The organism is Achromobacter aegrifaciens (assembly GCF_902859965.1).
Taxonomy (GTDB): Bacteria; Pseudomonadota; Gammaproteobacteria; order Burkholderiales; family Burkholderiaceae_B; genus Achromobacter; species Achromobacter aegrifaciens.
The window spans coordinates 395,939-421,085 of sequence record NZ_CADIKO010000002.1 but is presented as its reverse complement, the minus strand read 5'-3'; the positions used below and the strand labels follow the sequence as shown (position 1 = coordinate 421,085).

Below are 25,147 nucleotides of genomic sequence, written 5' to 3'. Positions count from 1 at the left end.
TCGACCATGGCAGCGACCGCTCTCCGTTTTCCCTCCACCGGCCCGTGGCGACGCTGGCTGCCAGCGTTGGCGTGGACGCTCGCGCTGGGCGGCATGGCCGCGGTCCTGCTCTGGCACATCGAATCGGTGCAGACTGCACGCGGCATCCAAGGCGGCTTCGGATTCCTGTTCCAGCCCGCAGGCTTCCGCATTTCCGAAAGCCTGCTCGATATCACGCCGGAGGATCCCTACTGGATGTCGATAGCGGCCGGCCTGGTCAACACCTTGACCGTCGCCGCCGTGGCAATCCCGCTGGCGACGGCGCTGGGCCTGGGACTGGGCTTGTTGCGCATGTCGCGCAACCCGTTGGCCGCGCGTTGCGCCGCCGCCATCATCGCGCCCTTGCGCAATACGCCGGTCCTGCTGCAACTCTTCGTCTGGTACGGGCTGCTGCTGCGCCTGCCCGATCTGCGCCAGGCGTGGTCGCCGTTGCCGCACATGCTGCTGTCCAATCGCGGATTGGCTCTGCCAGCCGTGCACGGTTGGCTGCCCTACGCGGCCGTAACGGTGACCGCGCTGGCGCTGGGCGGCCTGGTCCGACGCCGCTGGGGCAATCCTGCGCTGTATGCCGCGCTGGCCGGCGCGCTGCTGGCGTGGGTCCTGTTGCCGCCCATGCGCATCGATATGCCGGTCAGGCGCGGCCTGGGACTGCAGGGCGGCTGGCAGCCCAGCATGGAATTCGCGGCGCTGACGATAGGCTTGGTGGTGTTCCATGCGGCCTACATCGCCGACATCGCACGCGCGGCCGTGCGCGCCGTGCCGGTTGGACTTGTGGAGGCCGGGCAGGCGCTAGGCTTGAAGCCCCGCAGCGTGCTGCGGCTGGTGATAGCACCCTATGCCGCCCGCGTGGCGCTGCCGCCGTATGCCAACCAGTGCCTGGCGCTGGTGAAGAACAGCACCCTGGCCATTGCCATCGGCTATCAGGAATTGATGGCGGTGATCAACACCGCCATCACGCAGACCGGCCTGGCGCTTGAAGGCATCGCGCTGGCCGTCACGGTCTATCTGGGCCTGGCGCTGGCGCTGGGCGGCGGATTGTCGGCATGGAACGCGCGCAATACCCGCCACGGCCCCGGCGACACGCATGGCGCGCGCCTGGGCGAGCGGCCTTCGTGGAACGCTACGGGCGAACGCCGCAGTTGGCGTGGCGGGCTGTTATCGACCGCGTTGGCCGCTGTCCTGGGCTTGATCCTATGGCGGCTGCTGGAATGGGCCTTGCTCGGCGCGGTGTGGCGCGGCGACCCCGTAGCATGCGCGAACGCGGCGGGCGCATGCTGGGCCGCCGTGAGCGAGAACCTGCCAGTGCTGTTCTTCGGCACCATGGCCCAGGCCGACCGGGCGCCCGCGCTGGCCGCCTGCGCAGCCCTGCTCGCCGGAGTTGCGCTGGCGTTGACTGCTCCGCGTGTCCGTCCCGCGACGCGTGCGGCCCTGCTCGCCGTCCTGCTGGGCGCGGCCATCAGCGCGCTGTCCGGCTGGCCCTGGGGCGGCGCCGCCATCGGTCCGCAACGCTGGGGCGGGTTGCTCGTCACATTGATTCTGGCCATCTCCGCCCTGCTGGCGGCCGTGCCGCTGGCTTTCGCGCTTGCGTTATTGCGCCGTAGCCACAACCGCGCCGCCTCGCTGGCTGCCGCCGGCCTGATCGAGGCCGTCCGCGGCGTGCCGCTGGTGACACAGCTGTTGTTCGCGTCCTTCGTGCTGCCCATGCTGCTGGGCGGCGGCGTGTCCAAGTTCGCCATGGCGCTGGCCGCCCTGACGCTGCACACCGCCTGCCTGCTGGCCGAGGTGCTGCGCGGCGCGCTGCAAGCCATACCGCCCGGCCAGATGATGGCGGCGCGCGCCCTGGGCATGCCTGCGGCCATGGCCTACGGTTCGGTGATCTGGCCGCAGGCCCGCCGCATTGCCGCGCCTGCAGCCCTGGGCGTATTCGTGGGCGCGGTCAAGGACACTTCGCTGGTCAGCATCATCGGCGTGTTCGACGTGCTGGGCGCAGCAAAGGCGGTGGTGGCCGGCACCGATTGGCGGCCCTACCACGTCGAAGTCTACCTGGCCGTGGCCGCCTTGTACTTCGCCGCCAGCCTGGCCCTATCGCGCGTGGCCCGCGCCATGGAAGGCAAGCCCGGCCGCAGTTGAGGCCGGCATGACGCCGTTGGCGCGGTGGACCCGCTTCAGAAGCGCTCGTCCATCAGCGCCGGCATGACGATTTCCCGCACGAACGACGCATCGGACAGATTCAGCAGCGCGCGTGTCATCGTCACCACGTCGTGCACGGGTATCAGGCCGCCCTCTCCCCGCAGGCTGGCCGCGTCGCGCGGCACGCCCAAGCCGTCTTCCGTGTTCAAGTAGCCCAATTGCAGGCAGGTCACCGCCAGCCTTCGCGCTCTGAAGCTTTCGCGCAGGGCGTCCGCGATACCCCGTAGCGCGTGCTTGGACGCGCCGAACGTCACCTCGGGACGGCCGCTGCCGGCCAACGCGGAGGTCGAACCAGTGAGAATGACTTGCGGTTTGCGCGCACCGAGGACGCGCGGGATCAAGCGCTGGAGCAACAGGATGGTCGCGGTGACGTTGATGTCCACCATGCGCGCGATCTCCGCGGGCGAGTCCGCCAGGAAGTCGTAGTGTTCGCTGAATGCGTGCTCTTCCCACACGCCCAGGTTGTAGAGGATGGCATCGAGACCGTCCGGGGCCTGCGCCGCGATCTGCTCGACGGCGGCCACTGGCTGCGACAGATCGGCCTCGATCCAGCGCAGTTCGCAGCCGGGCGCAACGGCGATATCCTGCGGCGCGCGGCGCGCCACGCCCACGATCAGCGTGGCATCCTGGCCCAGTCCTTCCACGAACGCCCTGCCCAGCCCCTTGCTGGCGCCCACCACCATGATCCGCATTGCTGCCTCCATCCAATCACGCCCGGGAAAGCGCCAAGCCCCCCCGCGGCAACGACGCCCGGTATAGCACGATCCCTTGCGGATTCAAGCAATGCCCGCAAGCGACGGCGGGCATTGCGCCGTCAACGCGCCGCGCCCTGCAGCCACGCCGGCCGTGGCGCCGCGTCCAGCCAGTTCTTGACGATCAGCCCCAGCTCCGTATCGCCGGAGATCCGCAGCCGGCGTTGGAAGAACAAGGTATCGGCGTCCGTTTCCGAACGCATCAGGGCCAGCAGATCGGCCAGCTTCGCGCCCAGTTCCAGTTCGGCGGCAGCGCCGTTCCATACCGGGCGAAAAGCGCCTTGTCGCACGGCGAAACTGCTGCGCAGGCCCAGGTCCTCGACCGTGATGCCGAAGCTGCGGCCCTCCAGTTCGGCCGGCGGTGTGAGCCATCTCAGCCGCCGCGCCAGTTCCAGTCCGGCGGTGAAGTGCAGCGAGACGAACGGCGCAGGCAGACGCCGCCCCAGCCTGGCGAGCACTCCCGGTACCTGAATCGCCGCGCTCATGCCACGGCCTCCAGCAGGTCGATGCCCGGCTTGCCATGGAAGTAGCCGTTGCAGCGGGCCATGCCGGCAGGCGGCCGCGCCTCCATCGGCGCCAGGCCGCGCCGCATCGCATCCAGCGCGGCGATCGCTTCCAGCGTGCCGGCCGATTGAGGACTCACCCGCAGCACCTCCACGCCCAGGGCGGCCAGCGCCGGCGCCTGCGACAGCAGGTCCAGGCAGGCTCCGGACTGCACCTGGATGCCGTTGATCGCCAGGAAATCGCTCGACTCCCGTGTGCGCATGTCCAGTCCGTCCGGATGTTCGATGCAGCGAAAGCCGCAGTCGTCCTTCTTCAAACGGAAATGACGCGCCGTGAAACAGCGTGCGGAGAACGCCAGCGCCATGCGGCCCCAGACCATGACTTCCGTCTCCAGACCGGCGGGTTTTTCCGCCATCAGAAGAGCCAGCGTCTTGCTGTCCATTTCCAGCGGTGCGACAAAACGCGCGGCGCCGCGTGCGGCCAGCCATTCCAGGGTGCCGCCGTGATAGGCGTTGACATGGGGCCCCGCCACGAAGGCGCGGCCGTTCAGGTGACGCACCGCGCCCAGCTCGCCGGCTTCGACCATGAAGTCGTCCTGCCCGCAGAGCTTCTTCAGCGCGCTGGCCTCGGCCCCGGTCTCGATCAGCGTGCGGCCCGACAGCACCACCGCCTTGCCCGCGGCGCGCAGGTCGCGCGCCAGCTCCATCCAGTCCTCTGCGCGCAGCTCGTGCCTGCGGCTACAGACGGTTTCGCCCACGTAGATGATGTCGGCGGGGCTGTCGGCCAGCGACGCGTAGAAATCCAGCGTGTGCTGGCGCGGCCAGTAATACTGCAACGGTGCGACCGATATCCGGTACGCGCTAGGTTTCATTTCCATGGACGTTCGAATGCGCCTTGCGTGACTTGGGAACCTTCGGAATGGCGCGCCAGCATGGCGTTCCATTCGGGACGGGGCGAAAAGCGGGAAGCGTCCGCATGCGCGCTGTCCAGCGCGGCGCGCAAGGTCGACACCACCTGGGTGACATAGGCCGGGCTGCGCTGCCGCCCTTCTATCTTGATGGCGGACACGCCCATCTCCGCCAGGCGCGGCAACAGCCCGATGGCGTTCAGGCTGGTGGGTTCCTCCAGCGCATGGTCGGCCTGGCCGTCGACGTCGAAGCGGCCCTTGCACAGGGTGGGATAGGCGGCGGGCTCACCCGGCTCGTAGCGGTCGATCAGGATGCCGTTCAGGCGCGCGTCCATGCGGCCGTTCTCTTCCGACCAGCGCACCGCATGCGCGGGCGAACAGACGCCCTTGTTATTGGGAGAATCGCCGGTGGCGTAGGACGACAACAGGCAGCGGCCTTCGGCCATGACGCACAGGCTGCCAAAGCCGAACACCTCGACCTCGACGCTGACGTTGGTGCAGATGCGCGCGATCTCCGCCAGCGTCAGCACGCGCGGCAGCACCACGCGGCGGATGCCGAACTGTTCCTTCATCAGTTCGATGGCGTCCGTATGGGTGGCGGAACCCTGCACCGACAGGTGCAGGCGCAAGTCCGGATAGCGGTCACTGGCATAGGCCAGCAGCCCCGCATCGGCCATGATGACCGCATCGGCGCCCAGCCCGTAGGCGGCGTCGACGGCGGCGCGCCATTCGGGCGCCCGTCCGGCCTGCACAAAGGTATTGATGGCGAACAGCACCTGTCGTCCGCGGCTGTGGGCCAGTTCCACGCCCGCACGGATATCGCTTTCGGTGAAATTGAGCCCGGCGAAGTTGCGGGCATTGGTGGCGTTCTTGAGCCCGAGGTAGACGGTGTCGGCGCCGGCATCGATGGCGGCCTTCAGCGCGGCCAGACTGCCGGCGGGGGCCACGAGCTCCAGGGGAGAGGTTCGAGTTTCCATGCCGGCCAGTCTATGGGGCCGTCACGCCCCTGGCCTTGTCGCAGATCAAACGGCCTATGCCGAACGCCGCATGCCGCCCTATTCTTCCGTGTACAGGCCGTGTTCGACCGCGTACACCGCGACCTGCACCCGGCTGGTGAGATTGAGTTTCTTCAACACGTTCTGCACGTGGATCTTGACCGTGCTTTCGCTGACGTCCAGTTCGCGCGCAATGACCTTGTTGCTGGCGCCGCGCGCCAGCCATTGCACGATCTGGGTCTCGCGCGCGGTGAGGCGATGGCGCTCGGCGCTGCCCCCCGGCTGCGGCGCTTGCGCGGCCAGGCTGGCCTGTCCGCGGAACTGTTCGACCAGCTTGGCGGTCATGCTCTCGGCGATGACCGGCTCGCCGCCCGCCGCGCGGCGGATCGCGGCGGTCAGCGCCTCGGCATCGATGTTCTTGACCAGATAGCCGCGCGCGCCGTCGCGCAACGCCTGCCCCAGTTCGTCTGCCTCTTCCGACACCGTCAGGATGATGACCGCACAAGACGGCAACTCCTGCGTCAGCAGCTGCAGCGTTTCCAGCCCGGACAAGCCGGGCAGGTTGAGGTCCAGCAGCACCACGTCGGGCTTGAGTTCCTTGGCGCGTTTCAGGCCTTCGACGCCGTCGCCGGCCTCGGCCACGACCTCGAAGTCGGGTTGGCGTTGCAGCAGCAGGCGCACGCCCGAGCGGAACAGGGTGTGGTCGTCGACGAGGAGGATACGGATGGGCATGGTGGGAATATTCAAGCGGCCTGGCGTTCGCTGCCGGGCAAGGTCAGCGCGACGCGCGTGCCGGCGCCGGGCTGCGATTCAAGTTTTATCACGGCGCGCATGCGCGCGGCGCGTTCGCGCATGATGTGCAGGCCCACATGCGATTCGCCGCGCTCGGCCACCTCCGCGGGGTCATAGCCCTGGCCATCGTCGGCGATGACCAGGCTGAAGTCGCGGTCATTGGAGACGTCGATGCGCACGTGGCTGGCTTCCGAGTGCTTGCGCACGTTGGACAGCGCTTCCTGCAGGATGAAGAGCACCTGCAACTGCTCGTCAGGCGGCAGCGGCGCGCCCTCGCCCCGGCCGAAGCGCAGTTCGGTCTCGATGCCGGTCTGGCGGCGGAAGCGCGCCACCGTGTCTTCGATGCCGGCCTGCAGGTCGCCCTGTGACAGCTTGGTGCGGAAGTTGGTCAGCAGTTCGCGCACGTCCTGGTAGCTTTCGTCGACGCCAGTACGCAAGAGCGGCAGGATCTCGTCGATCTCCGCCTGGTCGCCGCGCTTGACGGCAGCGTCCAGCATCTGCAATTGCAGGTTCAGGAAGTTCAAGCCCTGCGCCAGGCTGTCGTGCAGCCCCTGCGCCACCAGCCCGCGTTCGCGCACCACCGCCAGTTGGCGCGCCTGCGCGCTCAGGCGGCGGTTGTCCAGGGCCACGCCCAGATGCTGGCCCAGCGTTTCCAGCAGCTGCGATTCTGCGGGCGACAGGCGGCGTTGCTGGCGGAAATGCAAGGAATACGAGCCCAGCACCTCGTCGCGCGTGACGATGCGGAACACGGCCACGCTGGCAAAGCCGTCGCGCTGGCAGTTCAGTTCCATGGCTGGCGGCGACTCGCGGAAATCCTGGATGACGATGACCCCGGCCTGGCGCGTGGCGACGCCGCAATAGCAGTCGTTAACGCGCATGCAATGCTCGGACTCGACCAGTTCGTCGGACAAGCCCACCGACACCATCAGGTTGAGCTTTTCGTTGTTGGGATCCAGCGCCCGGATGCTGCCGCCCTCGGCGTCGAACTGCAGCATCACGCGCCGCAGGAAGCCGTCGCACAGCGCTTCGATCTCGTTGGGCTGGTTCAGGAAGGCAGCCATGTCGTAAAGCGCGCCGATGTCGCGGTTCTGCGCGGCTAGTTGCGCGGTCTTTTCTTCGACGCGCCGCTCCAGGCCGGTGTACAGGTCCTGCAATTCATCGGCCATGCGGTTGTAGCCGCGCGCCAGCACGCCGAACTCGTCCTGGCTTTCCACCGGCAGCCGGGTGCTGAATTCCCTGGCCGCCATGCGCTGCAGGCCGTCGCGCAGGCGCAGCACCGGCGAGATGATCCAGAGATACAGCAGATAGATCATCGCCAGCGTGCCGGCGCTGGCAATGGCCGCCAGCACGCCCTGCGACAGGCGCAGCGAGGTGGTCTTGCCGGCGTTGTCCTGTTCGATCATGCGCACCAGCGTGTCGGCCCGGGCCACGAATTCCGGCAGGGTCTCCAGATAGGTGGCGGCATCCGGCTGCGCCAGGGCGCGCGTGGCGGCCGGCTTCATGACGTCGTACCAGTAGGCGGCCACGTCATGCCATTGCTTGCGGATGGCTTCGTCGTTGGGAATGAACAGCGGGCGCGCAGGATTGCCGCGCGCCAGGCGGGCGATGGTGTCATCCATGAGCTGCACCTGCTCGCTGGTGCGGAACTCGCGCCCGGCCTGCGGCCGCATCAGCTCCACCGCCACCCGGTTGGCCCGCATGCGCAGGCTGCCCGTATCGTTGATGGCCGCGCCCGCGCCTTCCAGCTGCCAGGACAGCCACAGCGTCCAGCTGACCATGGACAGCACCACCACGAGCGCCACCAGGGAGCTGATGACGATGCGCGTGGACAGGCGATGCCAGGGCGAAGGCAGGCCGTCGGCTGGGGCGGCGGTATCGGTGGGCTTCATGGCTTTCAACGCGGTCTTGCTGTAGGAATGCTGCGGCTTCCAGTGTAGCCGCTGCGCCTCCCGTTCCCGAGCCAGGCCCTCAAGCGAGCCCCAGGGTACGGCAAATGAAATCCGCGACTTGCGCCGGCTCGTTGAGCGGCAGGCAGGGCAAACCGGTATCCAGCGGCGCGTCGGTGGCCACCGCCACGAAACTGCTGTCTTCCGCATGCAGCGGCGGCTTGCCCACGGCGGGCCGGTACACCTCGATGCGCGGGATCGCGGCCTGCTTGAAGCCTTCGACCAGCACCAGGTCGGCCGGCGACAGGCGCGCCAGCTGCTCGTCCAGCGTGGGTTCGGGCGCGTCGCGCAGCTCGTGGACGATGGCGTAGCGGAACGGAGAGGCTACCATCACCTCCAGGGCCCCCGCCTGGCGGAAGCGCGCGCTGTCCTTGCCAGGCGGCTCCATCTGGAAATCGTGGTGGCTGTGCTTGATGACGCTGACCCGCAGGCCGCGCGCGGCCAGCAGCGGCAGCATCGCCTCGATCAGGGTGGTCTTGCCGCTGCCGGAACGGCCGGCGATGCCGAAAACTGGGGTCATGCAAGCTCCGTGAACAATGGGCATACGATGGGCAGGAATGCGTCCGCCCGCGCCGAGTATGCCAGCAAAGCGCCTGCCACCAGGTCGAAATACCAGCCGTGCAGCGTCAGGCTGCCCGCCTCCACCGCACGCCGCACAAAGGGCAGGTCCTCCAGGTTGCGGAGCGAAATCAGGATGGAGGCCTGTTCGCAGGCGCGCCGGCGCTCGGCCGCGGTTGCCTGCGGCATCTGTTGCAGCACCTGCCTGCGGGCCGGTTCGGCGATGTCCATCCAGCGTTCCAGGTAGTCGGTCTCGCCGTCGCCCCGGGTGCGTCGGTCCATCAGCGCCCGTATGCCGCCGCAGTGGGCGTGGCCCAGCACGATGATGCGGCTGACCTGCAACTGCTCCACCGCGAACTGTATCGCGGCCAGCACGCCTTGCAGGCCGCGGTCGGTGCTGGCCGGGGGCACCAGATTGGCGACGTTGCGCACCGTGAAGATGTCGCCAGGGTCGCAGCCCAGCAGCATGGCCGGATCCACCCGCGAATCGCAGCAGCCGACCAGCAAGGTGCTGGGGTGCTGGCCTTCGCGCAGATTGCGGTAAAGCGATGGCGCGTCCTCGTAGTACTGCTGCTGAAAGCGCTGGAAGCCGTCGACCAGCCGTTCGATATCGCGCATGTCAGCCTCCTGTCTGCGCCATGAAGCGCACGATGCGTTCCGGACGGGCCACGAAATCATGGCGCTCCGGCTTGGCGGCGATACCGGCCCGGATCGCCGCTACCAGTTCGGCGTCGCTGGCGCCCGCGCGCAGCAGGCGACCCAACGGCACCTGGTCTTCCTGGCCCAGGCAGAGGTACAGGGTGCCGTCCACGCCCAGCCGGACGCGGTTGCAGCTTGCGCAGAAGTGGCGCGATATGGGGGTGATCACACCCAGCACCGGCGTGCCATGGCCCGTGGTCCAGTAGCGCGCCGGTCCCGCGCCCGCCCCGTTCAGCGCGGGAACCAGGCCGGTTTCGGCGGCCAGCCGCGCGCCCATGGCGTTCAGGTCGGTGTGGGCGTAGCCCTGGCCGCAGCTGCCCATGGGCATGGGCTCGATCAGGCGCAGCACGAAGCCCTGTGCCATCGCGTAGTCCAGCAGCCTGCGCACTTCGGCCTCCGGCGTGGCCGCGTGCACCACGCTGTTGAGCTTGATCGGCGCAAAGCCCGCGTCCTTGGCTGCAGCGAGCCCCGCCAGCACCGATTCCAGGCAATCCCGGCCCGTAATCTGGCTGAAGGCGGCAGCATCCAGCGTGTCCAGGCTGATGTTCAGCCGGTCCACGCCGGCGGCGCGCAGTTCCTGGGCATGGCGGACCAATTGGGTGCCGTTGGTGGACACGGACAAGTCCTGCAATCCCGGCATGGCGGCGATGACGCCGGCCAGTCCGGCCACGCCCCGGCGCAGCAGGGGCTCGCCGCCGGTCAGCCGGACCTTCTGCACGCCCAGCCCGACAAACAGCCCCACCAGCCGCGCCATTTCCTCGTGGCGCAGCCAGTTTGCGGGAGTTTCAAAACCTTTGAAATCCTTGGGTAGGCAGTAGCTGCAACGCAGGTCGCAGCGGTCCGTGACAGAGACGCGTAGATAGTCGATGCGGCGTCCGTAGCCATCCGTTAGAGGTCCCGCAGCCGGCTCGTCCATCATGCGGCGCTCCCGCCGTAGACGCGCTCGGGCTCCTCGCCCTGCAAATCTATGCCCTGGATATCGGCGCGCTCCACCAGCAGCTTGGCATACTGGCGCCAGGCAGTATCGCGGCTCATGGACGACAGCGCGGCAGCGATCTGCTTGTCCACATGCTCGTAGGGTTGCATGCGGCCCTCGATACGGCGCGTCACCCGCACGATATGCAGGCCGTGGCGGGTTTCCAGCAGCTGCGGCAGCAGGCCGCCGGCGGGCAGCGCGAATACCGCCCGCTCGAACTCCGGCACCGTATCGCCCCGGCCCAGTTGTCCCAGGCTGCCGCCCAGCGCGGCGGACGGACAGTTCGATTGCTCGCGCGCTACCTCCGCAAAGCGCGAGGGATCTTCCAGCAGCTCAGCCAACACCACGTTGGCGTGGGCCCGCAGCATGTCCAGATTCACGCCCGGCGTGACCTGGAACAGGATGTGATCCGCCTCGATCAGCTCGCCCACCATGAAGCGCTGCGGATGCATCTGATAGAAGCGGCGGCAGGCGGCCTCGTCGGCTACGGGCGCGGGCGCCTCGCGGGCCAGCAAGGCGCCGATGGCGCCCTCCTCGTCCGCGGCGTCCAGGCCCAGGCGGCCAGCCTCGTCCAGCAGCACGCGGCGCAGCACCAGGGCAGTGATCGCCTCGCGCATGGGGTTGCCGGCCTCTGCATGCAGCGGCAGTTCGCGTTCCAGATCCGCGTCGTTCAGTTCGACGCCATTGACGATGACAGGCATGTTCGGCTCCTGGGACAGGGAATCAGCGCGGGCGGACCAGCTGCCAGGCGCGGCCCAGGTAGCCCACCGACGCGAAGCCGCTCCAGACGTGGACCAGGCGCGTGAACGGAAAGATCACGAACAGCGTGAGGCCCATGAAGAGGTGCGCCTTGAACAGCAGCGGCACGTCGGCAACATGGCTGGCCGCGTCGCCCTGGAAGGTGACGATGTGCTGCGCCCAGGTCATCAGGCGCACCATCATTTCGCCGTCCATGTGGCCTGCAGACAGCGCGATGGTGGACAGGCCCAGCAACAGCGTGACCAGGATCCACAGCAGCAACAGCTTGTCGCCGGGCCGCGTGGTGGCGCGGATGCGCGGGTCGCTCAGGCGGCGATGGATCAGGATCAGAAGGCCGATCAGGCACAGGCCGCCCATGACGCCGCCGGCCACCATGGCCACGGTCTGCTTGAGCGTGTGCGATACGCCCAGCGTGTCCCACACCACCACCGGCGTCAGCAAGCCAGCCAAGTGGCCGAAGAACAGACCCAGGATACCGATGTGGAACAGGATGTTGCCCAACCGCAATTGCCCACGATGCAGCAACTGCGAACTGTCCGTCTTCCAGGTGTATTGCTCGCGCTCGAAGCGCACGAGGCTGCCCAAGAGGAAGATCGTCAGCGCGATGTAGGGATAGATGCCGAAGAAGAACTGATTCAGGGAGTTCATGATGCGTCGTCCTGAAGATTTAATGAGCCGCGGGCGCGCGGGGATAGAAGCGCACGGTCTGCGCGCCATCGCCCGAGAACGGCCGCAGTAGCGGTTCCACGCCGTCCGCGCCTATGCCGAACGTTTCCATCGCCTCGTCCATGTCGCGCACGGGCGCCTCGGTCTGCTCGCGCGGAATCACGCGGGATTGCGCGCGCAACACCGCGAAAATGCAGGCGTAGGGGCTTTCGCCCTTGGCCAGGCGCGCGCCGATGGCGGCCAGCACGTGGATGGCGTCGTCCAGCAGATCCTGCGCCTGGGCCGGGTCGATGACGCCCAGGAACTCCAGGAACAGCGGCACATGGTCCGGCAATTCGGACACCACCGGCTCGAAACCGTGCTCGCGGTAGGTATCCAGCAGGTCCACCATGGCCTGGCCGCGGTCGCGGCTTTCGCCGTGTACGTGCTCGAACAGATGCAGCGAATGCGAGCGGCTGCGGTCGAACGTGGCGACGTAGTTCTCCTGCAGCGCGATCAGGTCGTTGGTGGCCAGGTAGCCGACCAGCGGCTGCAGGGTTTCCTCCGCGTCGGGATAGTCGGCCAAGGCGGTCTCGACTTCGCCCAGCGCGTCCAGCAGCTCGGGTTCCGGGTAGCACAGCAAGGCGGAAAGCAGACGGTACAGACTCATGTTTTTCTCCTTTCCTAGACCGAGGCGGCCTTCTTGCGGGATTTCGGCATCTCGATGAAGATCTCGCTGCCCTGGGGCTTGCGTCCGAACAAGGTGCCTTCCGACACCCCGCCCGAGCAGCCGTTGCCAAAGGTGAAGCCGCAGCTGCCCTTCTCGTTGAAGCTGTCCTCGACCACTTCCTTGTGGCTGCTGGGCACCACGAAGCGGTCTTCGTAGTCGGCGATGGCCATGATCTTGTACATGTCCTGCACGGTGGCCTCCGTCAACCCGACCTGGTCCAGCAAGGCCGTGTCGCGTTCGCCGTGCACGGTCTCGGAGCGCTTGTAGGCGCGCATGGCCAGCATGCGTTCCAGCGCCTGCACCACCGGCGCTTCCTTGCCCGCGGTCAGCAGATTGGCCAGGTAGCGCACCGGGATGCGCAGGCTGGAGACGTCGGGGATCATGCCGCTCTTGCCCACCGTGCGGCGCGGCATCTGGCCGGACTCGGCAGCCGTCTGGATGGGCGACAGCGGCGGGATGTACCAGACCATGGGCAAGGTGCGGTATTCCGGATGCAGCGGGAAGGCGACGCGCCACTCCACCGCCATCTTGTAGACCGGCGACTTGCGGGCGGCTTCGAGCCACGATTCCGGGATGCCCTGTTCGCGCGCGGCGGCAATCACCTCGGGCGAATGCGGGTCCAGGAACAGGTCCAGTTGCGACTGGTACAGGTCTTGCTCGCTGGCGGTGGACGCGGCGTGCTCGATCTGGTCGGCGTCGTACAGCATCACGCCCAGGTAGCGGATGCGGCCCACGCAGGTTTCCGAGCACACCGTGGGCTGGCCGGCCTCGATGCGCGGATAGCAGAAGGTGCACTTCTCGGCCTTGCCGCTGCTCCAGTTGTAATAGATTTTCTTGTACGGGCAGCCGGAGATGCACATGCGCCAGCCGCGGCACTTGTCCTGGTCGACCAGCACGATGCCGTCGTCTTCACGCTTGTAGATGGAACCGGACGGGCAGCTGGCGACACAGGCCGGGTTCAGGCAGTGTTCGCACAGGCGCGGCAGGTACATCATGAAGGTGTTCTCGAAGGTCGAGTACATCTCCTTCTGCACGCCCTCGAACAGCGCGTCGCGGCTGCGCGCGCTGAATTCGCCGCCCAGGTCGTCTTCCCAGTTCGGGCCCCAATGGATCTTGTCCATCTTCTTGCCGGTCAGCACCGACACCGGACGCGCGGTGGGCGGCGTCTGCGACAGCGGCGCCTTCTGCAGGTGCTCGTAGTCGAAGGTGAACGGCTCGTAGTAGTCGTCGATCTGCGGCAGGTTCGGGTTGGCGAAGAGATTGGCCAGGATGCGCAGCTTGCCGCCCTGGCGCGGTTCCAGCTTGCCGGCGGCGGTGCGCTTCCAGCCGCCCTTCCACTTTTCCTGGTTCTCCCATTCCTTGGGATAGCCGATGCCGGGCTTGGTTTCCACGTTGTTGAACCAGGCGTACTCGACGCCGTCGCGGCTGGTCCAGACGTTCTTGCAGGTGACCGAGCAAGTGTGGCAGCCGATGCACTTGTCCAGGTTCAGCACCATGCCGATTTGGGCGCGTATCCTCATGATTGCTTCTCTTCTTGTTGCGTTTCAACCAGCGGACCTTCCAGCCAGTCCACCTTCTTCATCTTGCGCAGCACCACGAATTCGTCGCGGTTGGCGCCCACGGTGCCGTAGTAGTTGAAGCCGTAGGCCTGCTGGGCGTAGCCGCCGATCATGTGCGTGGGCTTGAGCACCGTGCGCGTGACCGAGTTATGGATGCCGCCGCGCTTGCCGCTGGTTTCGGCGCCAGGCACGTTCACGATCTTTTCCTGCGCGTGGTACATCAGGCACATGCCGACCGGCACGCGCTGGCTCACCACCACCCGCGCCGTCAGGGTGCCGTTCACGTTGAAGACTTCGACCCAGTCGTTGTCGACCAGTCCGGCCTGCTTGGCCTCGGCTTCCGAAATCCACACGTGAGGACCGCCGCGGCTCAGCGTCAGCATGCGCAGGTTGTCCGAGTACGTGCTGTGGATGCCCCACTTCTGGTGCGGCGTCAGCCAGTTCAGGACCAGTTCCTTCTCGCCATTCGGGTAGCGGCCCAGCATGGGCGCGACCGTCTTGGTGTCGATAGCCGGCTTGTACACGCAGGAGCCTTCGCCAAAGTCCAGCATCCAGCGATGGTCCTGGTAGAACTGCTGGCGGCCGGTCAGCGTGCGCCATGGGATCAGCTCGTGCACGTTGGTATAGCCGGCGTTGTAGCTGACCTCTTCGCTTTCCAGGCCCGACCAGGTGGGTGCGGAGATGATCTTGCGCGGTTGCGCCTGGATGTCGCGGAAGCGGATCTTGTCGTGCTCGCGGCCGATGGCCAGGTGTGCGTGGTCACGCCCGGTGATCTTGCCCAGGGCTTCCCAGGCCTTGACCGACACGTGGCCGTTGGTCTCGGGCGCGAAGGTCAGGATCATCTCGGCCGCATCGATGGCGGTGTCGAGCTTGGGCCGGCCCTGGCTCACGCCCGGCTCGGTCACGGCCTCGTTGATGCCGGCCAGCTCATGCACTTCGTGCTCGGTGTTCCAGTTGATGCCCTTGCCGCCGTTGCCCAGCTTGTCCAGCAACGGCCCCACCGACGTGAACTTGCGGTAGATGTCGTTGTAGTCGCGCTCGACCACGGTCATGTTGGGCGCGGTCTTGCCGGGAACCAGGTCGCATTCGCCCAGCTTCCAGTCCTTGGGTTCGAAGGCCTGGCCCAGTTCTCCCGGGGTGTCGTGCATCAGAGGAGTCAGCACTACGTCGCGGCGCTTGCCCAGGTAGGGGCCGCCGATTTCGCTGAACTTCTTGGCCAGCAGCTTGTAGATCTCCCAGTCGGTCTTGCTTTCCCACAAGGGCTGCACGGCTTCGCTCAGCGGATGGATGAACGGGTGCATGTCCGAGGTATTGAGGTCGTCCTTTTCGTACCAGGTGGCCGTGGGCAGCACGATGTCGCCGTACAGGCAGGTGGTGCTCATGCGGAAGTCCAGCACCGTCAGCAGGTCCAGCTTGCCTTCGGCCGCGTCTTCCTGGTAGGTCACCTCGGTGGGCTTGATCGCCTCGGCTTCGTCGCCGAACACCGCGTTCTGCGTGCCCAGCAGGTACTTCAGGAAATACTCATGGCCCTTGCCGCTGGAGCCCAGGATGTTGGAGCGCCACACGAACATGTTGCGCGGGAAGTTGGCCGGATCGTCCGGGTTCTCGCACGACATGCGCAATTCGCCCGACTTGAGCTGCTCTGCGACGAATGCCACCGGATCCTTGCCCTGGCTTTCGGCCTGCGCCACCACGTCCAGCGGATTGGTGCGCAATTGCGGCGCCGACGGCAGCCAGCCCATGCGCTCGGCGCGGGCGTTCAGGTCGATCATGCTGAGGTCGCCGTAGCGGCCCCGGTCTGCCGTCGGACCCAGGATCTCCTGGACGTTCAGCTTTTCATGGCGCCACTGGCTGGTATGCGCATAGAAGAACGAGGTGCCGTTCATCTGGCGCGGCGGACGGACCCAGTCCGCGGCGAAGGCCAGCGGGGCCCAGCCGAACTGCGGACGCAGCTTTTCCTGGCCCACGTAGTGCGCCCAGCCGCCGCCGCTCTTGCCCACGCAGCCGCACATCATCAGCATGTTGATGATGCCGCGGTAGATCATGTCCATGTGGTACCAGTGGTTCAGGCCGGCGCCGACGATCACCATGGACTTGCCTTCGGTGTCGTGGGCATTCTGCGCGAATTCGCGCGCCACCTGGATGACCTGCGCGCGCGGCACGCCGGTATGCTTTTCCTGCCAGGCGGGCGTGTAAGGCACGTCATCGTCATAGGAACTGGCGACGTTGCCGCCGCCCAGGCCGCGGTCCAGGCCGTAGTTGGCCATCTGCAGGTCGTACACCGTGGCCACCAGGGCTTCGCTGCCGTCGGCCAGGCGGATGCGGCGCGCCGGCACATTGCGCACCTGCAGCTCGCCATGCTCGCTGCCGAAATACGGGAAGCCCACGCCGACCACGGCGTCGGATTGGTCCAGCAGGCTCAGCGTGGGTTCGATCTCGCGGCCGCTGCCGCCGTCCTTGGACTCCAGGTTCCAGCGGCCGACCTTTTCGCCGCCGTTGACCGCGCCCTCGCCCCAGCGAAAGCCGATGCTGCCGTTGGGCGCGACCAGGTCGCCGCTCTTGGCGTCCAGCACCAGCGTCTTCCAATCGGGGTTGTTCTGTTCGCCCAGCGCGCCGTCCAGGTGCGAGGCGCGCAGGAAGTGGTCCGGCGCGTAGAAGCCGTCGCGCTCCTTCAGCTGCACCAGCATGGGCATGTCGGTGTAGCGGCGCACGTAGTCGCGGAAGTAGTCCGACGCGCCGGAGAGGTGGAATTCCTTCAGGATCACATGGCCCATGGCCATCGCCAGCGCGGCGTCGGTGCCCTGCTTGGGCGCCAGCCAGATATCGCCGAATTTGACCATTTCACCGAAGTCGCTGGACACGGCCACCGTCTTGGTGCCCTTGTAGCGGACTTCGGTGTAGAAGTGCGCGTCCGGCGTGCGGGTCTGGGGCACGTTGGAACCCCACACCATCAGGTAGGTCGAGTTGTACCAATCGGCCGATTCCGGCACGTCGGTCTGTTCGCCCCAGATCTGCGGGCTGGCGGGCGGCAGGTCGCAGTACCAGTCGTAAAAGCTCAGGCAGGCGCCGCCCAGCAGGCTGAGGTAACGCGCGCCAGCGGCGTAGCTGACCATGGACATGGCCGGGATCGGCGAAAAGCCGATCACGCGGTCAGGGCCGAACTTCTTGATCGTCAGCGCGTTGGCGGCGGCCACGATTTCCATCGCCGTATCCCAGTCGGCGCGCACAAAGCCGCCCAGTCCGCGCACGGCCTTGTAGCGCTTGGCGCGCTTGGGATCCTGGCTGATCCACTCCCAGGCCGCGATCGGGTCCATGGTCTTGCGGGCCTCGCGCCACATTTCCATGAGGCGACCGCGGATCATCGGGTACTTCACGCGCTGCGCCGAATACACGTACCAGCTGTACGAAGCGCCTCGCGGACAGCCGCGGGGCTCATGGTTGGGCAGGTCCGGCCGCGTGCGCGGGTAGTCGGTCTGCTGGGTTTCCCAGGTGATCAGGCCGTTCTTGACGTAGACCTTCCAGGAGCAGGAGCCCGTGCAGTTCACGCCGTGCGTCGAACGCACCACCTTGTCATGCTGCCAGCGCGCGCGGTAGGCGTTTTCCCACTTGCGGTCCTCGTTGACCGTTTCGCCGTGACCGTCCGCGAAGGTGGACTTCACCCGCGACATGAACTTCAAGCGGTCCAGAAAATGGCTCATTCTCTATTCTCCAAGAGCGCCGGTCCGGCCGGCGCGTACTGCGATCAATGCTGTTGAATCCATTGTGGGCGCGGCCCGCCTGCCGGACCATTCGCCGGTGGCACAGGCCGGGCGCGGCAGAATGACTAGTCACTCCGGCCGCGTCCGTTTCGCTCTAGCAAGGCACCGGCGCATTGCGGCGGGCGTAGTACCACCAGGTGATGACCATGCAGGTGGCGTAGAAGCCGATGAAGCAATACAGGGCCGCCTGCACGCTGCCGGTCATCTCGAGCGAGGTGCCGAAGCTGCGCGGGATGAAGAAGCCGCCGTATGCGCCGATCGCGCCCGAGAAGCCCAGCACCGCGGCCGACTCCTTGGCGGCGTCCGCCTGGGCCTGCTTCTGCGCCGCGGCGCCCTTGCCTTCGGCCGCCTGCGTGCGTTCACGCAGGAAGATCACGGGAATCATGCGGAAGGTCGAACCGTTGCCCACGCCGGTCAGCGCGAACAGCACGATGAACATGGCCAGGAAGCCGTTGAAGTTGCCGGGCTGTCCGGCGACCGGCAGGAACATCACCACGCCCAGCACCGCGACGATCATCGCCGCGAAGGTGAACAGCGTGACCCGCGCGCCGCCCAGCTTGTCCGACACCCAGCCGCCGAACGGCCGCGTCAGCGAACCCACCAGCGGGCCGAGGAAGGCATAGGCCATGGGGTCGACCTGCGGGAACAGCGTCTTGGTCAGCATGGCGAAGCCGGCCGAAAAGCCGATGAAGGAACCGAAGGTGCCCACGTACAGCCAGCACATCAGCCAGTTGTGCTTGCGCTTGAAGATGACGGCCTGGTCCGCGAACGAGGCGCGGGCGTCCGCGATGTCGTTCATGCCGAACCACGCGGCGATCGAGGCCAGCGCAATGGGGATCACCCAGATGAAGCCGGCGTTCTGCAGCCACAGGTTCTGCTGCGCGCCATTGGCGTTGATGACCTGGGGCTCGCCGCCCGCCACGCCGAACACGCCGATGGAGATCACCACCGGCACCACGAACTGCACCAGGGACACGCCCAGGTTGCCGATACCGGCATTCAGCCCGGTGGCCAGGCCCTTCTTCTCCTTCGGAAAGAAGAAGCTGATGTTGGCCATGCTGGAACTGAAGTTGCCGCCGCCCAATCCGCACAGCAGCGCCAGGATCAGCAGCGTCGGGAACGAAGTCGTCGGGTCGCGCAGGGCGAACCCCATGCCCAGCGCGGGAATCAGCAGCGAAGCCGTGGAAATGGCCGTCCACTTGCGCCCGCCGAAGACAGGCACCAGGAAGGAATAGAAGATGCGCAGGGTCGCGCCCGACAGCGCGGGCAGCGCCGTCAGCCAGAACATCTGGTTCTTGGACAGCATGAAGCCGGCGCGGTCCAGATTGACCACCACCACGCTCCACAGCATCCAGATGCTGAACGCCAGCATCAGCGCCGGAATGGAGATCCAGAGATTGCGGTTGGCGACGCGGGCGCCGGTCTGCTTCCAGAAACCGGGATTATCCGGCTCCCAGCGCGCAAGGACTTGAGTGGAAGACATAGGGATACTCTCAGGAGGTGGTGGAGGGAGAGGCGGCGTGTTGCCGGGCAATGGCCGCGCTTTCCGGCCGGAAACTGAAGTGCATGAAGATGAGGGAGACGCAGACGGTGCCGTACAGCAGCATGAAGGCGCTGGAGCGGACGCCCGTCAGGTCGAGCAGGATCCCGAACATGATCGGCAGCACAAAGCCGCCCAGCCCGCCGGCCAGGCCGACGATGCCGGAAACGGCGCCGATGTTTTCGCCGAACTCGTCCGAGATGAACTTGAAGACCGAGGCCTTGCCGATGGCCATGGCGATGCCGACCACGAACAGCAGCACGGTGAAGGTGACCGGCCCCAGCGCGATGCCGAAGCTGCGCGGACCGTTGGCCGTCACGATGGTGAATTCCGTCTGCGGATAGCTCAGCAGGAAGAACGCCACCCAGCACACCCACATCACCCACCAGGTGGTCTTGTAGGCGCCGTAGCGGTCCGAGATCCAGCCGCCGACGGCGCGCAGCACGCCCCCGGGCAGGGAGAAGCAGGCTGCCAGCAGCGCCGCCAGCTTCATGTCGAAGCCGTATTCGCCGATGTAGTACTTGGTCATCCACAGCGCCAGCGCCACGTAGCCGCCGAACACCACCGAGTAGTACTGGCAATAGCGCCAGACGCGCGGGTCCTTCAGCATGGCCATCTGGGCCGACAGGCTGGCTCCGCTCTTGACGCGGTGCGCGGGGTCGGAAGAAGAGAACAGCCAGAACAGGATGGCCGTGACCAGGAGCGCCACGGCATAGACCTGGGGCACGATGACCCAGGCGCCGCCCGCCGCCGCGATCAGGGCGGGGGCCACGAACTTGGTGATGGCCGAACCCGAGTTGCCGGCGCCGAACACGCCCATCGCCAGGCCCTGCTTGTTGCGCGGGAACCAGCGCGCCACGTAGGGCGTGCCGACCGAGAACGAGCCGCCAGTCAGGCCGACGAACAGCGCCAGCACCAGGAACTGCCAGTACTCGGTGGCATAGGACAGCAGCCAGATCGGCACCACCGCCAGCAGCATCAGGATGAAGAACACCGGCCGGCCGCCGTAGCGGTCCGTCCAGATGCCCAGCGGCACCCGCACCAGCGAACCGGTCAGCACCGGCATGGCGGCCAGCAGGCCGAACTCGGTTTCGGACAGGCCCAGTTGCTGCTTGATGGGAATGCCCAGCACCGCAAAGATCATCCACACCGCGAAACAGATGGTGAAGGCGAATGTGCTTGAAATCAGGACCCGCATCGGCGCGCCGGCGGAAGGTTGACTTGCTGCCATGGTTACTCTCGCTTTACTCACGAAGACATGTGGCTAGCCTAGGCATGGCGGGCCTTGCGGACCATTCGCCAGCCGACCAGAAGCCCCTTGCCGATGTGACTAGTCACCCCTTTCCTGGCGGCCCGGCTTGCGCTGGATCAAGCGGCCGCGCTGGCGGCAACGCGCGGGAGGCATTAATATGCATTTCAAATACACCTTTAAACGCGAAGCCGAAACGGCGCCGCGACTGCCCTCATGAGCACGCTGCTTAGCATCGAAGAACCCGCCGCTGCCCCTCCCCGTCCGCGGCCCCAATGGCGCGCCTTCACGGAAATGGGCTTCCGGCCGCTCTACCTGGCCGGCTGCTTCTGGGCGCTGGCGTCCGTGCTGCTATGGGTGCATGCGCCGGCACGCCTCACGGGCGTGTTGAACGGCATGTTCTGGCACGCGCACGAGATGCTGTGGGGCTTCGTCGCCACCATCGCGGTGGGCTTCCTGCTGACGGCGGGCGCCAATTGGACCGGCAAGAACCCCTTGCGCGGCACGCCCCTGGCCATTTTGTGCGCGGTGTGGATCGTGGCGCGCGCGGGCTATCTCGTACCCGGACGTCCGGCCTTCGTGGTGGCTGCGGCGGCGGACCTGCTGTTCTTCCTGTGGGCCGCGGGCGCGCTGGGCCGCGCCGTCGCCGTCACGCGCAACCAGCGCAACTACGGCATACCCTTCCTGCTGCTGGGCCTGGCCGCCACCAACGCGCTCTACCTCTGGGCCTCGGTCCAGGGCGACTACTTTGCGCTGATGCGCTACTTCAATGCCGGATTGCTGTGCATGGCGGTGCTGACGCTGCTGATCGCGCGCCGGGTCATCCCCTTCTTCGCCAAGCGCGCCGTGGCGGGACTGGACATCCCGCCGCACACCCGCAGCGGCCACTGGCAGCTGGGTACGGGCATCGTCGCCATCGCCTGCCTGCTTGCCGGCCAGCCGCAAGCTGCGGCGCTGGCGCTGGCCGCGACCGGCTTGATCGCCCTGGCGCAATGGATATCCTGGAAGCCCTGGGCGGTGCGCAAGGTGCCGCTGTTGTGGATCCTGTATGCGGGGTATTGCGGCCTGGGCATCGGCCTGCTGGCAGGCGCGGCGCAATTGGCCGGCTATGTGCTGCGGCCCGCCTGGCCCGCCCACGTGATCGGCGTGGCCGGATTCTCGGTGCTGATCCTGGGCATGGTCACGCGCACCGCGCTCGGCCACCTGGGCCGGCCGCTGCAGACCGACCGCAGCATGGTGTTGAGCTATGCGCTGATGATTCTGGCGGCCCTGCTGCGCCTGGCCGCCCTGCTCCCGACCGCCGCCACCATCGGCTTCCTGCATGCCTCGGCGACCGCCTGGGCGCTGGCCTTCGCGCTATACCTTTGGCGCTTCTTCCCGATGATGATCCGGCCGCGGGCCGATGCGGGCAAGACGGCCGCGCCGGTGATGAAGGTGGTGCCGGTCGCTCGGCGTCCGGCCGCCTGAGCCTCAGCCGCGCCCCTCGCGCCGGCGGGTGGCCGCCAGCTGCTGCTTCATGGCCTTGAGCCAGGCCTTGACCTGCTGCATGTCGACGAACTGCGACAGCTCGAATTCGAGTTCGCCTATGTATTCCTCGGCATCGGCGATCTCCGCGTCCAGGTCTTCCATCAGTTCGGAAGGGTCTATGGATTGCGCGGGATCGAAATGGTATTTGGCCTTGAAGCCGTCTTCCGCGGCTGCGATTTCGCCGGCCAGCTTGGCGAGCTGCGCGTCCAGCGCCTGGATGTACTGCGCGTAGCGTTCCTCATCGACGCCAGCCAGACGATCAGGACCGGCAGCGGCCAAGGCTTCGATTTCCGCCAGCGTTTCGGGCGCAGGTGCGGGACTATCGCCCGCCGCCTGGGTCAGCAGCCCTGCGGCATCGTCCTCGTCCTGTCCGTCTTCCGCGCCGGCGTCGTAGTCCGAGCCGGCATGCTTGAGATACAAGGCCTTCAGCCTGTCCGTGTCGCACTCGGCCGGCGTGCCATCCAGCACGATGGCGTCCAGCGTTTCCTGTGCCAGCTGCGCAGCGATCTCGGACGCCAGGGCGCGTTCCGCCTTGGTCAGTTCCTTCTGCTTGCAGGCATGGTCGAAGCAGGCCACCAGCTTGGCCTTCAGTTCGACCTCGACCGTCTCCAGCGGCGCCAGCACGTCTTCGTATTTCTTCTGGTATTCCGGCAGCACGGCCTGCCAGCCGCGCAGGCGGGCGCGCTGCGCTTCGAGCGTGCGCACGAGCGACTCGAATCTCTGACGTTGCGGCGTTCCGGATGCCGGCTGCGCGGCGGACGTGTTTTCTTGCATGGAGGGAACCTGGGCAGGCGGCGCCATAGGCGCCTTGAAATGATCGGAGCGCCATTTTAGGTTACCTGTCCGCCGAACCCTCGGCGGCGTTGTCCTTGGACGTCGTGTCGGCGGGCTCGATGTCCTCGTCGGGCACCTCATCGCCTTGAGCGCTGTCGTTGGCGTCATCCGGATTCTGCGCCGGCGGCCGATGGGCTGGGGTCCCGGGCGGCGGCACGGACGCCATCGTTATCGGATGCAAAGCCAACTCGAATTGGATCTGGGGCATCGCAGCACCTATCAGGAAGTGCGGCGAAATCCGCCGCAGCCCGGTATCAGCAAGCGCCATGCCACAACGCCCGCGCAAGAGGCGTCAGAACCGTGGATTCTTGCCGAACGGCACTTCCGTGTCTGTCGGCTTCTCGAACGACGCGGTATCCCCGTTCAAGTCCGCGACGTGGATCTGGGCCAGCCGCGTCGCCTCGTCTATCGCAACCTGGGCCGAGGCGAAGCGCTCCTCGACGGCTATCCGCTCCTGCGGCGCTCCCGCCGCCGGCGGCACCAGCACATAAGCGATGCTCCAGCTGCCCTGATGCTCAACCGGACGCTCGAGCTCGAAATCCCAACTGGCGTGTTCCATAGGGGCCTCCTGTCGAATCCTGCCTTCATGCTACTGCGGTTTACTTCGGCCTGGGATCGCGGATGCCCTGATCCAGTCCCTCGAATTCGCCGCGCCGCAGGCGCGGCAGGAAATTGGCCATGGCCTGCGCCACGTTGCGCACTTCCTGCTGCACCGCCTGGTCCTGGTCCAGGTCGTCGTGGCTGGTGGCATACGGGCGGTAATAGCTGATGTAGCGGTCCAGCCGCGACGCCGCGCCCGCGTCCATCAGCCCCATCCAGTCCAGCCAATCGGCCAACCCGCGCCGCTGCGCCTCGACGCCGGCCACGTCTCCATGCACCACCAGGCCGTAGGCGCGGCCGGCCAGATGCTTGGGGTATGGCCAACCGGCAAGCTCGACCTGTTTGGCTTTGAGCGGATCCTTGCCGCCAGTCAGCGTGGGATCGGGATTGCCGCCGTCGGCGCACACCAGCCTGTCTATCATCAGCTTCAAGGGGCTGGGCGATTGGTACCAGTACGTGGGCGCCACCAGGATCACGCCATGGGCCGCGACCCATTGCTCGTAGATGCCGGCCATGGCGTCGTTGGACTGCCCCAGCGAGTGGTTCGGATAGCAGCTGCATGGCCAATGGCACAGGGGCATCGCGGTCGACACGCAGCCCTTGCAGGGATGGATGCGGTACTCATATTCGGAAACCAGGCGGCTGAGATCCAACAGATCCGTCTGCACGCCGGCCGTCTGCAGCTCATCCAGGACAAGGCGCGCCAGCCGCCAGCTTTTGGAGACCTCCCCGGGACAGGTGCCGTCATTGCGCGCGGCGCCGACGATCACCAGGACGCGAGACGGGGTGTCCGGATCGCGCTGAACTGCCTCCGCGCGCTCCAGGCGGTCGCGCGTTTCCTTCCACTCCTGGGAAAGATCGTAATCGGGATCGGCGTAGCCCTGGCCGGCTTTCACCGTGACAGGCGCCTTGCGCCCTGCTTCGTAGCCTTCCCAGGCAATCGCTTCCAGGCGCTCCAGCGCGTCGCGCTCGGCCTCGAACGCTGGATCGTAAAAGCGCCGCATGAAGCGCAGGCGGAATTCTTCCCGCGCTAGCGGGCCGTCGTATTGGCCCTTGCGGACCGTGGGCTTGATTCCGATCATGGCTGCCTCCTTTTGCGGGCGCGGCGGCGGCGTTCCTGCCTGGCGCGAGCGGTACAGGCCGCGGCCAGGGCGAGCAGCTTGTCTTCGTCCAGGCGCTCCGCGTCGACCAGCCCTTCGTCCGCGCCCTCCAGCGCAATAAGCAATTCATCGAGTTTGAGGTGCAACGCCTCGCTGTCCTTGTTCTGGCTTTGTTGAATCAGGAACACCATCAGGAATGTGACTATGGTCGTGCCGGTATTGATCACCAATTGCCACACTTCGGAATAGCCGAACGCAGGACCGGAGGCCCCCCACAGCACAACAGTGATGACCGCCAATCCGAAGGCGATGGGCGACCCCACCCACTTGGTCACATGCGCGGCAAAATGATCAAAGAAGCGCGCTACCGGATGGTCAGCACCGCCCGCGTCGGGTGCAGCCGAACGCTTCGGCGCCGCACGCCGCCTGGGTACGCGAGTGTTGTGCATGCTGGCCCCCTTGCTCCACGGGACATCCTGTTCAGCAAG

Annotated in this window: 23 protein-coding genes; 2 read left to right on the top strand and 21 right to left on the bottom strand. The window is 66.8% G+C overall.

The window, feature by feature from the left end; translation table 11 throughout:
* Window positions 1–6: 6 nt before the first annotated feature.
* Window positions 7–2,169 carry an ABC transporter permease subunit gene (locus HV793_RS13160; RefSeq protein ID WP_175213294.1) on the top strand — a complete coding sequence of 721 codons (2,163 nt, stop codon included), beginning with the start codon at window positions 7–9 and terminating at the stop codon, window positions 2,167–2,169.
* Between the two features lie 35 nt (window positions 2,170–2,204).
* On the opposite strand, the gene HV793_RS13155 is transcribed toward HV793_RS13160, so the two are convergent.
* From HV793_RS13155 to HV793_RS13080, 16 genes are all read right to left on the bottom strand, one after another.
* Window positions 2,205–2,921: an SDR family oxidoreductase gene (locus HV793_RS13155; RefSeq protein ID WP_175160673.1), complete on the bottom strand. Its 717-nt coding sequence runs from the start codon at window positions 2,919–2,921 to the stop codon at window positions 2,205–2,207.
* 122 nt (window positions 2,922–3,043) lie between these two features.
* Window positions 3,044–3,466, bottom strand: coding sequence for a ubiquinone anaerobic biosynthesis accessory factor UbiT (ubiT, locus tag HV793_RS13150; RefSeq protein ID WP_175213293.1), 423 nt, complete (start codon window positions 3,464–3,466; stop codon window positions 3,044–3,046).
* Window positions 3,463–4,356 (bottom strand): U32 family peptidase, encoded by an 894-nt coding sequence (locus HV793_RS13145; RefSeq protein ID WP_175181062.1) that lies wholly within the window; start codon window positions 4,354–4,356, stop codon window positions 3,463–3,465. The genes ubiT and HV793_RS13145 overlap by 4 nt, the downstream gene beginning before the upstream one ends.
* Window positions 4,353–5,369, bottom strand: coding sequence for a ubiquinone anaerobic biosynthesis protein UbiU (gene ubiU / locus HV793_RS13140; protein WP_175160669.1), 1,017 nt, complete (start codon window positions 5,367–5,369; stop codon window positions 4,353–4,355). Before ubiU ends, HV793_RS13145 begins: the two co-directional genes overlap by 4 nt.
* 78 nt (window positions 5,370–5,447) lie before the next feature.
* On the bottom strand, window positions 5,448–6,119 hold the full coding sequence (locus tag HV793_RS13135) for a response regulator (protein ID WP_054454724.1): 672 nt from the start codon (window positions 6,117–6,119) through the stop codon (window positions 5,448–5,450).
* Between the two features lie 11 nt (window positions 6,120–6,130).
* The gene (locus HV793_RS13130; protein WP_175213292.1) at window positions 6,131–8,068 is read right to left on the bottom strand and encodes a type IV pili methyl-accepting chemotaxis transducer N-terminal domain-containing protein; all 1,938 of its coding nucleotides are present in this window, start codon (window positions 8,066–8,068) and stop codon (window positions 6,131–6,133) included.
* A 79-nt stretch (window positions 8,069–8,147) separates the two neighbouring features.
* Entirely contained in the window at window positions 8,148–8,645 is a 498-nt protein-coding gene (mobB, locus tag HV793_RS13125) for a molybdopterin-guanine dinucleotide biosynthesis protein B (RefSeq protein WP_082401034.1), read from the bottom strand.
* Window positions 8,642–9,301, bottom strand: coding sequence for a carbonic anhydrase (locus HV793_RS13120; protein ID WP_054454736.1), 660 nt, complete (start codon window positions 9,299–9,301; stop codon window positions 8,642–8,644). The genes mobB and HV793_RS13120 overlap by 4 nt, the downstream gene beginning before the upstream one ends.
* A 1-nt stretch (window position 9,302) precedes the next feature.
* Window positions 9,303–10,301, bottom strand: a complete 999-nt coding sequence (moaA, locus tag HV793_RS13115) for a GTP 3',8-cyclase MoaA (protein ID WP_175213291.1) — start codon at window positions 10,299–10,301, stop codon at window positions 9,303–9,305.
* The gene (locus tag HV793_RS13110) at window positions 10,298–11,059 is read right to left on the bottom strand and encodes a peptidylprolyl isomerase (protein ID WP_054454740.1); all 762 of its coding nucleotides are present in this window, start codon (window positions 11,057–11,059) and stop codon (window positions 10,298–10,300) included. Before HV793_RS13110 ends, moaA begins: the two co-directional genes overlap by 4 nt.
* A gap of 22 nt (window positions 11,060–11,081) precedes the next feature.
* The gene (gene narI / locus HV793_RS13105; RefSeq protein WP_054454742.1) at window positions 11,082–11,765 is read right to left on the bottom strand and encodes a respiratory nitrate reductase subunit gamma; all 684 of its coding nucleotides are present in this window, start codon (window positions 11,763–11,765) and stop codon (window positions 11,082–11,084) included.
* Between the two features lie 19 nt (window positions 11,766–11,784).
* The gene (narJ, locus tag HV793_RS13100; RefSeq protein ID WP_175213290.1) at window positions 11,785–12,432 is read right to left on the bottom strand and encodes a nitrate reductase molybdenum cofactor assembly chaperone; all 648 of its coding nucleotides are present in this window, start codon (window positions 12,430–12,432) and stop codon (window positions 11,785–11,787) included.
* A 14-nt stretch (window positions 12,433–12,446) separates the two neighbouring features.
* Window positions 12,447–14,012, bottom strand: a complete 1,566-nt coding sequence (narH, locus tag HV793_RS13095; RefSeq protein ID WP_175160663.1) for a nitrate reductase subunit beta — start codon at window positions 14,010–14,012, stop codon at window positions 12,447–12,449.
* Complete coding sequence (locus HV793_RS13090) at window positions 14,009–17,749, bottom strand: nitrate reductase subunit alpha (RefSeq protein ID WP_175213289.1); 3,741 nt, start codon at window positions 17,747–17,749, stop codon at window positions 14,009–14,011. The genes narH and HV793_RS13090 overlap by 4 nt, the downstream gene beginning before the upstream one ends.
* Window positions 17,750–17,903: 154 nt before the next feature.
* The gene (locus HV793_RS13085; RefSeq protein WP_054454746.1) at window positions 17,904–19,292 is read right to left on the bottom strand and encodes a NarK family nitrate/nitrite MFS transporter; all 1,389 of its coding nucleotides are present in this window, start codon (window positions 19,290–19,292) and stop codon (window positions 17,904–17,906) included.
* 10 nt (window positions 19,293–19,302) lie between these two features.
* On the bottom strand, window positions 19,303–20,580 hold the full coding sequence (locus tag HV793_RS13080; RefSeq protein WP_054454748.1) for an MFS transporter: 1,278 nt from the start codon (window positions 20,578–20,580) through the stop codon (window positions 19,303–19,305).
* Between the two features lie 234 nt (window positions 20,581–20,814).
* Here HV793_RS13080 and HV793_RS13075 point away from each other — a divergent pair, with 234 nt between their 5' ends.
* Window positions 20,815–22,065, top strand: a complete 1,251-nt coding sequence (locus HV793_RS13075; RefSeq protein WP_175213288.1) for an NnrS family protein — start codon at window positions 20,815–20,817, stop codon at window positions 22,063–22,065.
* A gap of 3 nt (window positions 22,066–22,068) precedes the next feature.
* Here the strand turns inward: HV793_RS13075 and HV793_RS13070 are convergent, their stop codons facing one another.
* From HV793_RS13070 to HV793_RS13050, 5 genes are all read right to left on the bottom strand, one after another.
* Entirely contained in the window at window positions 22,069–22,830 is a 762-nt protein-coding gene (locus HV793_RS13070; protein WP_244958637.1) for a hypothetical protein, read from the bottom strand.
* Window positions 22,831–22,960: 130 nt separating this feature from the next.
* A complete protein-coding gene (locus HV793_RS13065) occupies window positions 22,961–23,167 on the bottom strand; it encodes a hypothetical protein (RefSeq protein ID WP_125470364.1) in 207 nt (68 codons plus the stop codon).
* Between the two features lie 84 nt (window positions 23,168–23,251).
* Complete coding sequence (locus tag HV793_RS13060; RefSeq protein WP_119451151.1) at window positions 23,252–23,518, bottom strand: hypothetical protein; 267 nt, start codon at window positions 23,516–23,518, stop codon at window positions 23,252–23,254.
* 40 nt (window positions 23,519–23,558) lie between these two features.
* A complete protein-coding gene (locus tag HV793_RS13055; protein WP_054454755.1) occupies window positions 23,559–24,641 on the bottom strand; it encodes a flavodoxin family protein in 1,083 nt (360 codons plus the stop codon).
* Window positions 24,638–25,108, bottom strand: coding sequence for a low affinity iron permease family protein (locus HV793_RS13050; RefSeq protein WP_175213286.1), 471 nt, complete (start codon window positions 25,106–25,108; stop codon window positions 24,638–24,640). Before HV793_RS13050 ends, HV793_RS13055 begins: the two co-directional genes overlap by 4 nt.
* Window positions 25,109–25,147: the final 39 nt, after the last annotated feature.